Here is a 17,359-nt window from a genome sequence, read left to right on the forward strand (position 1 = left end):
TCAGTCGAAATGACAAACTAGGTCTTAATACTTAATTCTCTATACTTAATTCTCTATACTTAATTCTTCTTTGCTTTCTTCTCCGGCGGTGCTACAAAATTCAATTTGCTTTTTCCTAAATCTTTAGAAGTGGCAATTGCAATTCCTCTTTGTTCTGCTTTGTTAACAGCACAGTAAAAATGATAGACAACGCCGTCATGTTTTACCACAAATGACTTATGCGCAAACATATCATCATAAGGTTCAGATGATTTCACTAAATCATCACCTTTCCAGTCGGTCCAGTTTACTAAATCATTCGAAACTGCAAAACGATTAAATGCACCTTGATTCCAACCCGTCCAGAAAGCTCCAAAATAGAACATTACCCAAGTATCATTAATACGCTGAATATAAGCATCTCCCGAAATTCCTTTATGATGGTTAATTAAAGGTTTATTACCATAACGCTCCCAGTGTTTCATATCATTTGAGACTGCCATAGCAATGCGTTCTGCACCTTTAGCTGGATTGATACTATCCCCACGGGCATTGTAATACATGATAAAATTGTGTCCTGTCAATTTATCTTTATCACGAATCACACTGTTTTTATACATTGTGCTGTTATCCCACCATTTAGCATCTTTGTCTTTTGGGGTTAAAACCGGATTTTCTAATCTTTGAAATTCGTGTGGTTTTGTAGGCGCTTCTTTGGTATATGCCATTCCGATTGATAAAACACCTGCTTCGTAACCTTTGCTGTCTCCGCCAAAATAACTTATCCAGTATTTGTCATCGTATTTTTCCCATTCGTAGCTTCCGCCCCAAGTCAGATCCTGCAACGAAATATATCCTGCTTTTTGGTTGACATCCCAATGTTTTTCGTTTTCTGAGAAAGACATTACTTTTCCTAGATGTTTCCAGTCTAAAAGATTGTCGCTTTCAGCTAGCCAGGTTTCATAACCTCTTCCGTCGTAAATTAAATACGTCATATACCATTTCCCGTCTTTTCTAAACACACTCGGGCAGTCCATTTTGTATGAGTTGTCTGTTGGAACCATCACCAAACCATATTTATAAGGCGTTTTGATTTCTTCGTAAATCTCCTGCATTACGCTGTCAGTAATTTCTCTTTTCTTGTATTTGGTTGCACAGCTGGTAATGGCAAGTGCTGAAATGGCAACGATTAGATATTTAATTTTCATTTTTATGTTTTTTTGCCACGAAGGCGCTAAGGCTCAAAGTTTTTTGTTTGGGAATTATTTAATCTCGCAAAGTCGCAGAGTCGCAAAGTTTCTATTTTCTATGCTCTATATTCTAAAATCTTGCTTCTTGCATCTTTCTTCTTTCCCACTCTCTTCTATTTCTTTAACTCTTTTAATTTAGATTCCATCACGTCTTTGTTTAATTTTACTTTTACCATTCCTGTTGGATGAAATCTTCTTTTTAGATCGATTGCATTGTATACGATTGTGTAAACATCATTTCCTTCTGGGATTAGACAAAGCGGAGTTCTCATAATATCCCACCATTTATCTACTTTGGTTTCGATTGGTAAATAATGCGCTTCTGCCCAATTAACACCGTCTGCTGATAATGAATAGGCAATCATATTTGGTAAATGATGTCCCCAACCGTCTGGGCCTCCATCGAAGATTGCAATGTACATTCCGTTTGGCAACTGACTTACAATTGGATTTTCAACAAACTGTGGATGCATGGTTTTAATGGGTTCCAAACCTTTATTCATTCTCAACCAAGGGCCTTCTAAACTTTTGGATTCGGCTAAAGCTACAAACCAGCCTTTTCCTGATTTCTTCGGATAATCTGCCCAAGAATTGAACGGATAAGCGCCACTATAAAATCCGAACCACTTATCGCCAACCTGATACGGAAAAAACGAAGCAACACCTTGACGCCCTTCCCAAGGCTGAGAATCTAATCCGGGTTCCATAATAATTCCCATATCTTTATAAGGCCCGCCAATTCCGTTGATTCCTTCTACAATCGATTCACAACGCCAAATTCTTCCAAAAGAGTGATTTGGTTCTATTGTTTTACTTACGGTATAAGCTAAATAATAGCCGTACCATTTGTTTGCTTTTTCATTGAAAACTGGCATGTATGACCAAATTGCACCACGACGATCGTTCATTGGGTTGTCATCTTCGGTAAAGGCGTAAGTTCCGCTTGCCTGATAGATTGTAGATTCTCTTTTCCAGTGAATGGCATCTTTACTTTTCCAATGCCCGATTTTGGTTTTTACGCGATCGTAATAATAATCAACGCCTTTTTCTCCTGCTCTTTCGGTTGGAAACATATGATAAGTGTCTCCGACTTTTACCACACGCCCGCCTTCAAAACCTCCCTGAATTCCTTCTGTTCCAGACATTCCTTCATCAATAACGGGCTTGTTTTCTCCGCCGATAACTTCGAAAAGTGGTTTTTCATCTGAAAATCCTTCAACGATAAAAGTTGGATTCCAAAGTTTACCATCTGGTAATTTAACATCTCTTGCATTCAATTGCTGGTCGCTTTTCAAAACTCCCAAAACAGCAAATAATCCTTTTTGATTTGGTAAAATAGTGTGAGTTCCTTTTCCGTAAGGTATTGCATAAACGCTTACTGGCGGTAAACCTGTAATCGTAACTCCGTTTTCTAGAATCTCATTATTATTTCCAATTTGATTGGATTGAAGATACTCAGCATTTTTATCCTGAAAAACACCAATCAAAACCGTAACAGGTTCTTTAAATTTTAATTGTAATGGAGAATTAGTTCCATTTTTATATTTATCTAAAGGAAGTTCAACGCCTGTTAAACCTTGTAATTCTGGGGCTAAACGAACAATATTGTGTTTGCTTCCTGAAAATACATGAGCGTATTGTGTCGTTTTGAAAGTTTTGTAATTGGATTTTACAATTTCAAATGATGCTGGTTTCCATGCGGTGGTTTGCGCTGTGGCTTGGATGCAGAAAGCTAATAGCATTAAGAAAGCAGTTTTTAATTTGAAGTTGTATTTCTTACTTTTTGAAAACATTGGTTTTATATATTTTTTTTGATTTCTAAATTTCCCCAATCTTGTCATTTCGACGAAGGAGAAATCTTCGTGCGAAACTCTACAAAGATTGGCGACATTCTGTGCGGAGCTACTTGCGAAGATTTCTCCTTCGTCGAAATGACAAAACTGGCATGACAATCTTTGTGATTACGAGTGTGATTCCTCGTCCCTCGGAATGACAAACTCGACGTTATAAACTATACACTAAGTACTATAGAACTTTGTAACTCACTTTATACTCCACATTGGGTTTTACAATCAACTGATATTTATTCTTTGCTAATTCTGTAATTATTCCAGAGTTTGTTTTTGGTTTTGATGTACTTTCAAAAATCAATTTTCCTTCTCCTTCACCTGCTTTTACTTTGATTTCTTTGGTACTGCAATACACGGCAACTTCTCCGTTTGGTGTTGGCACTTTTCCTTCCATCCATTTTAATCCTCCAAGATTTGGTTTGATTTCGTATTGGGAATAACCCGGAGCAGTTGGTTTTACACCTAAATAATATTTTCCCAATAAGTAAATTGGACTTGCGCCCCAAGCGTGACAAAGGCTTTTCCCGTAAGGGCGACCGTACATAGTTAAATGCTCAGTTCCTTTTTTGTTTGGATTGTATTCTTCCCAGAAAGAGGTTGCGCCCTCATTCAGCATTCCACCCCAATAATCTTTCATTTCTTTTAAAACGTAATTCTGTTCGCCCATCGCGCATAAAGCTTCTAACTCATAAAAACGCATATATGGTGTTGTGATTTGAAGAACATCTTTATTCAATAACACTTTATTTTTTACACTTTGTTTTTGTTCTTCATTAAAATAATTGAAGAAAATACCGAACATATTAGCATATCTAGTTACTATATTTTGGATTTTTCCATCGATACGCTGGTGTTTCATAACGTTTTCTTTTTTATCCCAAAAGACATCAAATAATTTGGTTTTTAAATCAGTTCCTAATTTTTGATATTGTTTTTGGTCTTCAGTTTTGCCAGCAATTTCAGCACTTACTGCCATAGCTTCTAAACTTCTGGCTAAAAGCATTTGCTCAAAACTAACTTCGCCTGTTTTTGGCAATCCGTCTGCCCAGTCGATGAAAACCCAATCACCTTCTAATGGCTCAAGGAATCCGTTTTTGTTTCTTCTTTCTAAACAGAAATCCATAAGTGATTTCATTCTCGGATAAAAAGTTTTGATGAATTTCGTATCGCCCGTATGCAAGTAGTAATCGTAAACACCCACAAACCAATACAGCGAATAATCCATTATGATATTGACGTGAGCTGTAACAGGATCTTTTCCGCGAAGTGCCAACATGGTTCGTTCTACCGAAGCCGAATCAAAGAATAAATAATAATTCATTAAATAACTCTGATAAGCATCGCCAGACCAAACCCAACGATCACGTTTAATTCCGTCAATAAAAAATTCGCGAGACGTTAAATGCATGGTGTAAGCTGAGACATCCCAAATTTGATTCAATTGTTGATCAGAAGATTTGAATGCACCACGATAGTCTAATGGCAGATACTCATAAAGCATCGAAATCGAATCATATTTTACGCCTGCATCTGCTTGAACCTGAACATAACGGAATGCTTTCGACCCATCGTGTGTATAGGTTTCAGACTGTTTTCCATCAAAAGATAAATGGTCTAAAGTTTCGCATTTAGCAGAATCCAAAGCTTCTTCACGAGATTCACCATAATAAAGTGCTAGTTTGCCTTTTCCTTTTAAACCGTGAATTTTAATATAGCCAAAAGTTTCTTTACCAAAATCTACCAACTGACCTGCTCCTATTTTTTCAGTTTTCTTTGCACTCAAAGGTTTGGTTGTTAATTTAAACTCAGAAGGCTTATTCTCTGACGAATTAAAATTCCAAGAACCAACAGGAACCCAAGGTGTACCAGATTGCTGTGCTTTTCCAGTTTCATCAATCCAAAGTTTATCCTCATTGGTAACTTTCCAAGAGGCATCAGATTTAACATATTTACCATTAATATAAATTGCAGGCAACACTTCTTGATTATACGCTTTAAAAGAAATTTTATGTTTTCCGGCAGGAATTGTTATAGATTTTGGCTGTCCGTAAATTTGAACGCCGTCTAATAGTAACTGAAAAGGGCCTTCTGAGAAGATTTTTACTTCGTCTGGCTGTGGAATATCTACTTCTGTTTGAAAAGTGACCAAAGCATAAGGACTATAGTATTGCCAAAGCGGAGGAAATACAGCTTCACGTTCTGTACGTCTTACCTGCATTTTATTGCTTAACCAAACTTCAAAATCTCCTGGATACCAGATCCATGTCGCTTCTTTTGATTTTTCCTGTGCTGATAATAGCGAACAATAAAAAAGGCCAGCAAAAAGAAGTAAAGTCCTAAAAATAGAAAAGCGGTTTAGCATAGTTAGTATATTTAGGGACTAAAGATAAGTGTTATTTTTACATTTCACAACCTGTAGTATCCTGTTATTTCATAAAAAAATGCAATGTTTGATAATTTTTTAAGGGAAAAATTACGAGTTATCACTTTTTTAGTACTAAAAAAAATGATGTTACAATTTTAGAGGACACGGATGAGACGGATTTACTTCGTAAAGACGCGGATAAAAACGGATTTTTTCTTTTTTTACTCTTTTTTGTCATTCCTGTAAAACTTGGAATTTCCATATAGTTTTGTCATTTCGATTGAAAGGAGAAATCACACGCGGGGTTACGCAACGTATGTCGCCAATCTTTGTAGAATTACTAGTGTGATTTCTCCTTTCAGTCGAAATGACAATGATTGTGGTTATTCTAGATAAAACTAAAAAAATCCGTGCAAATCCGCGTCTTTACGAAGTAAATCCGTCTCATCTGCGTTCAATTTTATGCTCAAAAGCTAAGCAATCATTCTATCTGATTCATTTTCATCTTCTAAAATATAATTAGAAGGTGTTTTGCCTAAATGCTTTTTAAACATATAAATAAAGGCGCTTGTAGTTTCGTAACCTAAATTAAAGGCGATTTCCTTTATGGATTGCTTTTCGCCTAAACGTTTTATGGCTTCGAGTAGTTTTAAACGTGTACGCCAGTCGCTGAAATTCATTCCCAGTTCTTTGATAAACAATCGGGATAAAGTTCTGGTACTCATAAAAGAAATTTCGGCGTAATATTCGATCGTGTTTTTGCTGGCAATATCTTCCATTAACAGTTCCACTACTTTTTGAAGTCTTTCGTGATTGGTTGTTGGCAAAAAAGTCGCACTTGGCTCAATTAAAGCTAATTCGTCCAAGAAAACTGCGATGATTCTTTTTTGTGGCGGAGTTAGATTTCCTTCTATTCCGAAAGAAATGATTTTGAAAACCAACTGCTTTAAAAACATCGGAATATCAAATGAAAAACTGTTTGTTGGCAATCCTTCCATTGCAGACGGATCGATAAAAACGCTGTAGTAATTAACGTCTTTCTGAAAAGTAACCTGATGTTCTACGTCACCCGGAAGCCACAAGCCCTGCAACGGATTCACAACCCAAATATGATTTCCAACGACAACGTTCATTACGCCACGAGTTGCATAAATAAGCTGACCTCTTGGATGTGAGTGCGAAATACACATTTCGTTTGTTACCATTTCGGTATAGCCAATAACAGGAATCGATGGATCTACTCTGTATCCATGTTCCTGCGCCATTCGATATGTCCGAATCTGGTTATTCATTGTCCAAATATAGCAATTCTGACATTAGTATTCTTTTAATCTTTGCAAAAAACAACACAATTGTTGTTTTAACACTAATTAAAATTAAAAAAATAACGCATGGACACTATTAAAGCAAATCCTGATATAGTAAAAAAAACAACCTACTCGATCTTATTCATTATAAGTTTTTCTCATTTAATTAATGATCTTTTACAGGCTCTAGTTCCTTCAATATATCCTCTATTAAAAGAAAATTTTAATCTAAGTTTTACTCAAATTGGTATTATCACTTTAACGTATCAAATGGTGGCGTCTATTTTACAACCATTTGTGGGGATGTACACTGATAAAAATTCAAGACCATATTCATTGATTATCGGAATGTGTTTTACAATGGTTGGACTTTTCTTTGTTTCTATCGCTTCGAGTTTTATCAATTTATTGTTATCAGTAAGTTTAATCGGAATTGGATCTTCGATTTTCCATCCTGAATCTTCTAGAGTAGCACACTTGGCTTCGGGCGGAAAAAGAGGTTTGGCACAATCTATTTTTCAATTGGGAGGAAATGCAGGAAGTGCGATTGGTCCTTTATTAGCAGCTTTTATCATTATTCCGCATGGACAATCTTATATCGCTTGGTTCTGTATTATTGCATTAGTTGGTGTTTTTGCTTTGTATAAAATTGCGATTTGGTATACTGCACATCTATCTGAAAGAAATGCGAATAAAGCTTCTCATAAAATTGAAACGCATCATTTGTCTAAAAATAGAGTAATCGGTTCGTTGATAATTTTATTGGTTCTGATTTTCTCTAAGTATTTCTACATGAGCAGTATTACAAGTTATTATACTTTCTTCTTGATAGATAAATTCCACATTACAATTCAGCAATCACAAGTATATTTATTCTTATTCTCAGGTGCTGTAGCTGCAGGAACTTTAATTGGAGGACCAATTGGCGACCGATATGGTAGAAAATATGTAATCTGGGTTTCTATTCTTGGCGTTGCTCCGTTTACATTGATGTTGCCTTACGTTTCTTTATTTTGGGTTGGAACTTTATCTGTAATTATCGGATTGATTCTTTCTTCGGCATTCTCAGCGATTCTGGTTTATGCAACTGAATTAATGCCTGGAAAAGTAGGACTTGTTGCTGGTCTTTTTTTCGGATTTGCTTTCGGAATGGGCGGTTTAGGTTCTGCTATTTTAGGGAAAATCGCCGATGCTACAAGTATAGAATATGTATTTAAAATTTGTGCATTCTTGCCTTTGATTGGTGTTATTACTGGGTTCTTGCCTAATTTGGAGAAGAAAAAGAAGGTTGAGTAATTTTTTTATGCCACAAAGTCGCTAAGGCGCAAAGTTTTATTTTAAAAATTAAGTTTTAATTGCGTCCCGATAAATCGGGATGAGAAAAAATATAAAGCTCAAAAGGCTTTAGCCAAATTATAGATATTTGGTTAAAGCCTTTTCTATTCTTTTTACATATACTTCCAGTTAAAACTGGAGGCAACTCATAAAAAACTTTGCGCCTTAGCGGCTTTGCGAGCAAAATTTTATCTGTGTATTTACAATCTTTTTCAAGACATAGCCCGTGGTTTCAACCACGGGAAACGTATTTTCGTAAACGTAATGTTATACATTGTGTTCCCGTGGTTGAAACCACGGGCTATACTTGAAATTCTTTGAATTTATTAATTTCCATTAAAAACCAAATACAAAACCAAAATCGTCAACCCTAGTAAACCAAACAAAAGTTTCACCTTTTTACTAGTTTTAGGAATATCCGTTTCATCTGAAACATTGACTTCAGGATTTTTATCGGTTAAAGAAATAATAACAGCTGTAATTAAAAGCACAGCAAAAATGTAAAACGAAATCAATAAAAAGTGAGGCCAAACTGGATATTTATCGGCAGGAAAAATCCATAAATACAAAACACCTACAAACAAACTAAAAGCCGAACCCCAGGAAAGCGTTGCATTTACGGCTTTTTTGGTAGTACGTTTCCAGAAAACACTCAAAAGGAAAACAACAGACAACGAAGGCGCCAAGAAACCTAAAACCGCCTGAAATATATTGAATAAATTCTGCCCTTTGATATTGTCAATCGCAACAGCAATTAGAATCGCAAAAACACATCCAGCAGCAATTGTTAAACGACCAATTTTAATTTGATCCTGAATCGTTGCCGTCGGGTTGATTTTCTTCACATAAATATCATTAGTAAAAACAGTGCTTAAAGCATTTAGTGAAGAGCCAATTGTTCCCACCAAAACAGCAATCATTACACAAATTACCAAACCGTTCATTCCACTTGGAAAAAGATTCGTAACCATTGTCATATAAGCTAAGTCGGAGTTGCTTCCTAATTCTGGATATAACGCATAACACAAAATTCCAGGAAGAATAAACAACGGCAAAGCCATTACTTTTAACCAACCAATGAAGTTTACGCCCAATTGTCCTTGCTCTAGATTTTTAGCTCCTAAAACACTCTGCACCATCGATTGATCAGTACAGAAAAAAGCAACTGCCGCAACAGGATATCCCAACAAAATAGCCGGCCACGGATAATGCGCATCATCTGAAGGACGGACTAAATTCCAAAAGTTTGAAGGTGTTTTAGCAATTAAAACATCGATTCCGCCCAGTTTTTGTAAACCTAAAAAAGAAAGAGTTAATGAAACGACAATCAACAGAATCATTTGGAAAACATTCACTTTTGCAATCGCTTTTAATCCTCCTGCAAATGTAAATATTCCAGAGAAAATCACTAAAACGGTAACGCTCTGCCACATCGGAATTCCCAGAATCTGACGTACTAAAACGCCTCCGCTGAATAATCCTAAAGACAGCCAGCTTACTAATATTTTTACCAAAGCGTACCAAGCCAAAATATTCTGCGTACTGTCGCCGTAACGTTTTCCCATATATTCGGGCATTGTGCTTACTTTACTCGCAATATATCTTGGTGCAAAAACCATCGCCAAAAGCAATAAAAACACAAAAGCGTACCATTCGAAATTTCCTGCTACAATTCCCGTAGCGTAACCAATACTCGCAAAAGCCAATAATGACGAAGGCCCAACGTTGGTTCCCCACATATTAAACCCGATGCTGTACCAGTTTAATGAATTGCCGGCCAAGAAAAGCGTTTCGTTTTTCTTTCTCTGTTTCATACTTACCACATATCCAATGACCAATAAAGCCACTAAATAAACGGCAACAATTACAAAATCTAGCGTGGTTAATTTATCGTAGATACTGTTCATAATCCATATTCATTAAGAATACTAGCAATTTTAACGGGAGCGCCACTTTGCAACGATCTATCCATCGCTTGAAGTAAAGCCACAGTTCCAATCCCTTCTTCCATGTTTGGATACGCTTCAAAACCTTGTTCAATACTGTCTACAAAATATTCTAAATAATTCTGATATTCACCGCCATGATGACTTTGTCCTTCAAAACGGAAATAATACTTTATCGTACTGTCGCCCCAAGTAATTACTTTTTCTTCCCCAGTTTTGTCTGTAACGGCATAACGCAATTCGTGATAATCAGCCTGACTTGCTCCTTCTGTGGCTCTTAAAATCGTGCTCATTCCACTGTCGCGTTGTGCTGGCTGAGTTGGCGAAGTATAAACTCCACTTACACGTGCAATTCTTCCATCGGTTGCTTTAAAAATAAAGTGCATCGTATCTTCATTCTTCAATCCTGCATTTTGTCCGTTACTGCTGATCATTCCGTACCCCATTACTTCCTGAATATTTGGCAAATACCATCTGATAAAATCTACAGGATGACTCAAGCCTCCATACAGCCATTTAAACGATTGCAAAAGCGACCATTCTTTCTTTAAAAACCATCTGTGATCGGCATGATATTGCGCTTCAATTGTAATTAAATCTCCTATTAATCCTGCTTCATAATCGGCTCTTTGTCTTTTGGCTGGCTCGAAAAAACGGGAACTTTGTCCGATAAAAACTTTCTTTCCTGTTGATTTACTTAATTCTAGTAATTCCTTTGCATCCGAAAGATCATCGATAAATGGTTTTGTACAAACAACGTGTTTTCCGTGCAACAAAGCTTGTTTCACATGTTGTGCGTGAAGATGATCTGGCGTATAAATGGCGATAATATCAATTGAAGGATCATTTAATAAATCATCGTAATTGGTGGTGTACGAATGAAAATCGAATTCTTTTGCTCGCTGTTTGCACAATTCTTCGTTTCGGTCGCATATCTTAACGAGTTCTAGTTTTGAACTTTCTATAGCAGCCGACATTGTGCTTCGTCCTTCTCCAAGTCCCAGAATGGCTATTTTTAACATGAGGTGTGGTTATTTTAGATTGTTGATTTTAGATTTTAGATTATTTCTGAAACCTACTTTGAGGTTAGTTTTTATTTTTTCACGCAGATTGAGCAGATTGAGCAGATTGAGTAGATTGAGCAGATTTTCTTTTTTCTTGATTCTCCAATAAATTCTTTCTTCTTGGCTCTTTCTTCTACTTTTTCTCTTCTACATTCACCTTATTCAAGAAAATCCATGTTTCGTCTGGTTTTGCACCTTCAATTCCCGATTGGTATTTTTTCATTAAAGCATTCCATTGATCTACTCTTGGATTATTTTCTGTGCTTTTTGGATTTAGTTTATCCAAGTTTTCGCCTTTCGGAATACTGATTACCAAAATTAATTGTCTCTCTTTTTTGAAAACCTGTAATTGCTGAAAATCGGCATTACAGAAACCTTTGGCAACTTCCGGCCATTTCTCGAATTGCGTTTTATGATACTCTATATATTCTTTTTGCAATTTTTCATCAGCAGGAAGATTGGCTGTTAAAACCACATTTTCCCAGTCTGATGCAGGTTTTGAATCTTTACATCTTTCGAAATTTTGGAAATCATAAACCAAATCTTCATAGATTTTAATTTCTAAAGAAGGAAAAGCGCCTGCCAACTTTCGCTTCGTTCTTTCCGGCTGATTCATTTTCCCGTAAATCACTAAATGATTTTTCCATTGATACAATTCCTGACCTACAATTCTAAAACCTGTTAAAGTCGATTTGATTTTTGCGATATCAAAATCAGAACCTATCAACTCGATTGCATACGGTTTTGGCATTTCCTGCAATCCCCATTTTTCATCTATTACGACTTCTTTTTCTAAATCTTTGTAAGGAGCTCTAATTCCTGCAGCATCTTTTATTTTAGCACTTACATACGGATCATTATGTTCCCAAATATTTCCTTTTGGACCATTATGATTTTTTAAGATTTTCTTTTCAGCAATCCAATTGTTTTTAATCGTAAAACCTTCACTACCTTCATCGGTATACAAATACAACCATAAAAACGGATCGTGTGCGTATGGACTATTGTAAACCTTGTCAATATAATTTTCTTCGATTCGGCTGTTTGGTTGAGCCGAAAGCGTATAAATTCCAGCAACATCATGTAAATGTTTTGCATAATGATGAATTTTATTGCCTAGAATTTTATTGTTCTGCATTACGTTTGGCGTGTGTGTCCAACCCCAGCCCATTGCCATTCCAGAATACGAAACATCCGAAATTTCGTTGTGTTCGATCGTAATATTTCTAACAAAACCAGCGCTGATTCCTAAAGTTCCCCAATCTTCATTGGTAACGTTTGTGATTAAATTATCTGAAATCACTTCATCCGAACACATTTCTCTTTCATCTTTTATGATTAAAGGCAAATGCGCTTCAAAAGCTTCTTCAGAGAAAACACCAACATTGATGGCGCTTCCGCCGATATCTTTAAACAAATTTCCTTTTACAGTATTATGATTTGTTCCTTTATTTAAATCTAAACCGGTCGAAGCCAAGTGTTCAAAACGACACGATTCAAACTGAATATTATTGGCATAATTTACTTCGACTGCCGAGCGAGGTCTTCCTACCCAAGCCTGATTTTCTAAACTCGCCTGATTTGGCGTTCCTGGCTGTTTCAATTTATAAGCATCCAATAAATACATACCAGACTGCAAAGGCACATGACCTTGTTCTGAAGGACGAAGCCAATTGCTGTATTGAAATGAAATTCCTTTAAATTGAAAATGATGTACAGGAGAATCAATCGTTCCTTTTACTTCAACCAGATTTTCTAAAACTGGAACAGTAACTTTAACCGAATTAATATCTTCACCCTGACGTGGAATATAATAGACTTTAGCATTCTTTTTATCTAAAAACCATTCTCCAGGTTCATTTAATAATGAAAGAGCATTGTTTAAATGAAAAGCAGAATTTCCGTTGTTTTTAGAAATCCACGGTGCAGGCCAAGGATGCTCACTTTGAATTCGGCTTTCAGGCTCTTCAAACGAAAGTCTGGCGCTGTCTTTCTGTACTTCAATATTTTTAATTCGAAGGTTCGCAATCGACCACCATTGCACAATAAACATTTCCATTCCCGGTTCGAACTTAACCGATTTATCTTTAAACGGAATCCAGCAAGTCTGCGATTTATGATCCCAAGACAAAATTCTGTCCATTGTATTTCCTGCCGTACTTTTGGCTCTAACGGCTTTTTTTCCGTTTACCCACAATTGTCTGTAATTAATTAATGAACCCGCTTTTTGAGGCGCATCGGCTACCCAAAACACACCTTTTTTACCATTTAAAATATTAACTTTTTTCCAATTTTTTATTTCAATTCCACCGCTTATAATGGGTTTAGCGTTTACATCGGCTTCAATTGTTGTTGGACTATCGAGAGTTCCTGAATCTTCTGGTCTTACAAACAAAGGTTCATTTAAATAATATGTACCATTCATTACTATAATATGAACACCATCTTTAATTGATGGATCTTTTAATCGGCGTAGTTCTCTGGCTTTTCGCATTGCCATATGAACAGTTGCCAGCGGATTTGATTTTGTTCCGAGGTTGGAATCATTTCCAGATGGTGAAACCCAAATTTCTGCAGCGTTTGCCGAAAAAATTGTAAATACCGTTAAAAAAACGATTAGTAATTTGTTGAAAGGAATTAAACGCATTATTTATAGTATTGATTTTTTTATTGGGATAAAATTACGAGGCATTAATTTTAAGTATTATTATCTTTACAAATAAATGTATTTTTAACACTTTTACCAAATAATTAGGACAATTTATAAGAATATAAAATGACAGGTATCCTGTACCCTCCTGTAACTAGGATAAATATCAGATTTTTGCTCTAGCTTTTAATCTAGAAATTCAAATGGAAATCTTAATCCATTTCCCATAAAAAAATCAAATTCATAAAAAATCTGTTATAATTAAATCAAAATTGTCGTTTGATAATATTTTTTTAATAAATTTGTGTAATCGATTACATTGTTAAATTATAGTTTATAACGGATTTTTTTATTCATCAAATAAAAAAATAGCAGATAAAAAATCTAACCGACATCAAAAGTAAATTTTAACCATAATACAATTCTAATGAAAACTAACCTGACTAACCTTTTCTGTACAGCTTTGACCATTCTGGCAGCAAGTTTTTCTGTACCAGTTTTGGCGCAAAAAGCATCTGACACTTACAAAGACATTGAATTTAAAATGACCAAAATAAAAGAGCCGGTTATTCCCAAAAACAGTGTAAACATAAAAGATTTTGGTGCCGTAAACGGCGGTTATGTTTTAAACACTAAGGCTTTCGCCGATGCTATAGATGCGGTTTCAAAAAAAGGCGGCGGAAAAGTTATTATTCCTCCTGGAATCTGGCTTACAGGTCCAATTATTCTAAAAAGCAATATTGAATTACATGCTGAAAGAGGTGCGCTAATAAAATTTTCTACAGATAAATCTTTATATCCTATTATCGAAACTAATTTTGAAGGATTAAACACTTGGCGATGTATCTCTCCTATTTATGGCAAAAACCTTGAAAACATTGCTTTTACAGGAAATGGTGTTTGGGATGGTTCTGGAGAAGTTTGGAGACAAATTAAAAAGAGCAAATTAACTGAGAGCCAATGGAAAGAAGCAATTTCAAAAGGCGGTGTTTTAAATGCTCAAAAAACGAGCTGGTATCCATCAGAAATATTTATGAATGCTTCTAAAGGCGCAGATCAAAACGTGCGTCCTGATTTAAAAACTAAAGAAGATTTTGAAAAAATTCATGACTTTTTACGACCTGTATTGGTGAGTATCCAAAACAGTAAAAGAGTTTTATTTGACGGTCCTGTTTTTCAAAATTCGCCAGCTTGGAATATTCACCCTTTTATGGTTGAAGATTTAATTGTGAGAAATGTAACGGTTCGTAACCCTTGGTATTCTCAAAACGGAGACGGTCTTGATATAGAATGCTGTAAAAATGTTTTGGTTGAAAATTCAAGTTTTGATGTTGGTGATGATGCCATTTGCATTAAATCAGGAAAAGATAAAGATGGTCGTGAAAGAGGTATTCCCAGCGAAAATATCATCGTAAGAAACAATATTGTATATCACGGACACGGTGGTGTGACGGTTGGAAGCGAGATGTCTGGCGGTGTAAAAAACCTGCATGTTTCAAATTGTACTTTTATGGGAACTGATGTTGGTTTACGTTTTAAAAGTGCACGCGGAAGAGGCGGTGTCGTAGAAAACGTATTTATTTCGGATGTTTATATGACTGATATTCCGTCGCAGGCTATTTCTTTCAATTTGTATTATGGAGGAAAATCGATAGCAGAAACTTTAGAAGAAGGGGGAGATAAAATCATTAATAAAGCAATGCCTGTAACGGTTGAAACGCCTCAGTTTAAAAATATTTCAATTAAAAATATTACGATCAAAGGTGCTCAGCAAGCGGTATTTTTACAAGGTCTACCTGAAATGAATTTAGAGAATATCGAAATTTCAAACTTGACAGTTACGGCTGAAAAAGGATTTTCGATTATTGACGCAAACGGAATCAAAATCACCAATGCGAGATTAGATATCGAAAACAGCAATGTATTTGAAGTTTACAATGTAAAAAATATGTCTTTAAAAAATGTCGAATTCAATTCTACATCGGCTAAAGCCGTAAATATAAACGGTGAAGGAAACGCAAATATTGAATTAGTTTCTTCTAAAAATTTAGATTTTTCAAAAACAACTACACTTGGAAGTGATGTTCCAAAAGGAGCTGTAAAATTTTAATCACGATTTCAAAATGAAATTTATCAATAGTTCAAAAGCAGTTGTTTTAAGTCTTTGTGTTTTCTCGTTTCTACATTCGAATGCACAAACTAACAAAGAGGAAAAATCAGTAATCAGTACAAAAGTTTTTACAGATGGGACCAATCATTGGTACCATATTAAAGACAAAACTAATATCGTAAATCCAATTCCGAATCAGCCTCAATATGCTGAAACGGATTACGCTAAAATTGCTGATAATATTTTGCTTTTTCAGCGTAATAATGGCGGATGGCCGAAGAATTACGATATGAAAGCAATTCTGACTCCAAAGCAAATTGATACAGTTATTGCAACCAAACCGATTCTGCATACTACTTTTGACAATGAAACGACTTACACGCACGTCAATTATCTAGCTCAGGTTTATACTTTGACTAAAGAAGCTAAATACAAAGACGGCGCGTTAAAAGGAATTGATTTTATTTTGGAAGCGCAATACGACAACGGAGGCTGGCCTCAATATTTTCCTTTAGAAAAAGGTTACAGCCGACATATTACATTTAATGACGGTGCTTATATGGGCATTATGAATCTTTTGAAAAAGATCGTCAACAATGATCCTGATTTTGCATTTATTGATGCTAAAACCAGAAAAAAAGTGACCGTTTCGTATGAAAAAGGAATCGACTGTATTTTAAAAATGCAGATTAAAGAAGATGGAAAACTAACGGCTTGGTGCCAGCAGCATGATGAAATTACGCTTTTACCTGCATGGGCACGAAAGTTCGAACCGCCAAGTATCTGTAACGCCGAAAGTGTTGATGTAGTATTGTTTTTAATGGCAATCGATAATCCCAATGAGAAAATAATTAACTCGATTCAAAGTGCTATTAAATGGTTTCAGGATTCTAAAATATACAATATCAGAGTAGAAAGTTTTCAAGCTCCAGAAATGGATTCCAAATACAAGAAAATCACCAACGATGTGCGTGTTGTAACTGATTCTACTGCACCGCCAATCTGGACGAGATATTATGAATTAGGAACTCACAAACCTTTATTCTGCGATAGAGACAGCCAGTTTTTGTATTCTTTGGCAGAAGTCAGCCGAGAGCGTAGAAGCGGTTATGCATGGTATACAGATAAACCTGAAAAAGCATTAAAAAAGTATCCCGCTTGGCAGAAAAAATGGGGCGCAGGAAATGATGTTTTGAAGAATTAGGAATATTTTGTCATTTCGACCGAAGGGAGAAATCGCACAAGGAACTCCACAAAGAGAATCGCTAATCTTTGTAGACAAACTAGTGTGATTTCTCCCTTCGGTCGAAATGACATACTACGACGAGATTAATCTAATTTCTCGTTTAAATCCATAGCCCGTGGTTTCAACCGCGGGGACGAAATATTGTAGCGTCCCGTATTGTGCTCTCGTGGTTGAAACCAAGGGCTATATTTGACAAGTTTGCGAGTAGAATCTTTGTCAAAATTTTGAACTTTGACAAAGAGGAAGAACAAAAAAAA

At 35.8% G+C, this 17,359-nt stretch carries 10 protein-coding genes; 3 read left to right on the top strand and 7 right to left on the bottom strand.

Annotation, left to right across the window (positions count from 1 at the left end; genetic code table 11):
* Positions 1–59 precede the first annotated feature (59 nt).
* The 4 genes from BOW55_RS04685 to BOW55_RS04700 all read right to left on the bottom strand — a co-directional run bounded on the left by BOW55_RS04685 (position 60) and on the right by BOW55_RS04700 (position 6,736).
* Positions 60–1,187, bottom strand: a complete 1,128-nt coding sequence (locus BOW55_RS04685) for a glycosylase (protein ID WP_129023185.1) — start codon at positions 1,185–1,187, stop codon at positions 60–62.
* A 155-nt stretch (positions 1,188–1,342) separates the two neighbouring features.
* Positions 1,343–3,022, bottom strand: a complete 1,680-nt coding sequence (locus BOW55_RS04690; RefSeq protein ID WP_129023186.1) for a hypothetical protein — start codon at positions 3,020–3,022, stop codon at positions 1,343–1,345.
* Positions 3,023–3,254: 232 nt separating this feature from the next.
* Entirely contained in the window at positions 3,255–5,441 is a 2,187-nt protein-coding gene (locus BOW55_RS04695; protein WP_129023187.1) for an alpha-L-rhamnosidase C-terminal domain-containing protein, read from the bottom strand.
* A gap of 476 nt (positions 5,442–5,917) precedes the next feature.
* Positions 5,918–6,736 (bottom strand): helix-turn-helix domain-containing protein, encoded by an 819-nt coding sequence (locus tag BOW55_RS04700; RefSeq protein ID WP_241686473.1) that lies wholly within the window; start codon positions 6,734–6,736, stop codon positions 5,918–5,920.
* 99 nt (positions 6,737–6,835) lie between these two features.
* Between BOW55_RS04700 and BOW55_RS04705 the strand changes: the two genes are divergently transcribed.
* Positions 6,836–8,047 carry an MFS transporter gene (locus BOW55_RS04705; RefSeq protein ID WP_129023188.1) on the top strand — a complete coding sequence of 404 codons (1,212 nt, stop codon included), beginning with the start codon at positions 6,836–6,838 and terminating at the stop codon, positions 8,045–8,047.
* Between the two features lie 365 nt (positions 8,048–8,412).
* On the opposite strand, the gene BOW55_RS04710 is transcribed toward BOW55_RS04705, so the two are convergent.
* The 3 genes from BOW55_RS04710 to BOW55_RS04720 form a co-directional block, all read right to left on the bottom strand.
* The gene (locus BOW55_RS04710) at positions 8,413–9,993 is read right to left on the bottom strand and encodes a sodium:solute symporter (RefSeq protein ID WP_129023189.1); all 1,581 of its coding nucleotides are present in this window, start codon (positions 9,991–9,993) and stop codon (positions 8,413–8,415) included.
* Positions 9,990–11,054, bottom strand: a complete 1,065-nt coding sequence (locus BOW55_RS04715) for a Gfo/Idh/MocA family protein (protein WP_129023190.1) — start codon at positions 11,052–11,054, stop codon at positions 9,990–9,992. Before BOW55_RS04715 ends, BOW55_RS04710 begins: the two co-directional genes overlap by 4 nt.
* Positions 11,055–11,229: 175 nt before the next feature.
* A complete protein-coding gene (locus tag BOW55_RS04720; RefSeq protein WP_129023191.1) occupies positions 11,230–13,743 on the bottom strand; it encodes an L-rhamnose mutarotase in 2,514 nt (837 codons plus the stop codon).
* 430 nt (positions 13,744–14,173) lie between these two features.
* On the opposite strand from BOW55_RS04720, the gene BOW55_RS04725 reads away from it, so the two are divergent.
* Together BOW55_RS04725 and pelA are read left to right on the top strand one after the other, a co-directional pair.
* Positions 14,174–15,856 (top strand): glycoside hydrolase family 28 protein, encoded by a 1,683-nt coding sequence (locus BOW55_RS04725; protein WP_129023192.1) that lies wholly within the window; start codon positions 14,174–14,176, stop codon positions 15,854–15,856.
* Between the two features lie 13 nt (positions 15,857–15,869).
* On the top strand, positions 15,870–17,060 hold the full coding sequence (gene pelA, locus BOW55_RS04730; RefSeq protein WP_129023193.1) for a pectate lyase: 1,191 nt from the start codon (positions 15,870–15,872) through the stop codon (positions 17,058–17,060).
* The last annotated feature ends 299 nt before the right edge of the window (positions 17,061–17,359 follow it).

This window comes from Flavobacterium sp. YO12 (genome assembly GCF_004119495.1).
Lineage (GTDB): Bacteria > Bacteroidota > Bacteroidia > Flavobacteriales > Flavobacteriaceae > Flavobacterium.

Bases quoted from the DNA above. Each gene is read 5' to 3' on its own strand.
- BOW55_RS04720 (WP_129023191.1), bottom strand. From the start codon at position 13,743: ATGCGTTTAATTCCTTTCAACAAATTACTAATCGTTTTTTTAACGGTA.
- BOW55_RS04695 (WP_129023187.1), bottom strand. From the start codon at position 5,441: ATGCTAAACCGCTTTTCTATTTTTAGGACTTTACTTCTTTTTGCTGGC.
- BOW55_RS04690 (WP_129023186.1), bottom strand. From the start codon at position 3,022: ATGTTTTCAAAAAGTAAGAAATACAACTTCAAATTAAAAACTGCTTTC.
- BOW55_RS04685 (WP_129023185.1), bottom strand. From the start codon at position 1,187: ATGAAAATTAAATATCTAATCGTTGCCATTTCAGCACTTGCCATTACC.
- BOW55_RS04715 (WP_129023190.1), bottom strand. From the start codon at position 11,054: ATGTTAAAAATAGCCATTCTGGGACTTGGAGAAGGACGAAGCACAATG.
- BOW55_RS04700 (WP_241686473.1), bottom strand. From the start codon at position 6,736: ATGAATAACCAGATTCGGACATATCGAATGGCGCAGGAACATGGATAC.
- BOW55_RS04710 (WP_129023189.1), bottom strand. From the start codon at position 9,993: ATGAACAGTATCTACGATAAATTAACCACGCTAGATTTTGTAATTGTT.
- pelA (WP_129023193.1), top strand. From the start codon at position 15,870: ATGAAATTTATCAATAGTTCAAAAGCAGTTGTTTTAAGTCTTTGTGTT.
- BOW55_RS04725 (WP_129023192.1), top strand. From the start codon at position 14,174: ATGAAAACTAACCTGACTAACCTTTTCTGTACAGCTTTGACCATTCTG.
- BOW55_RS04705 (WP_129023188.1), top strand. From the start codon at position 6,836: ATGGACACTATTAAAGCAAATCCTGATATAGTAAAAAAAACAACCTAC.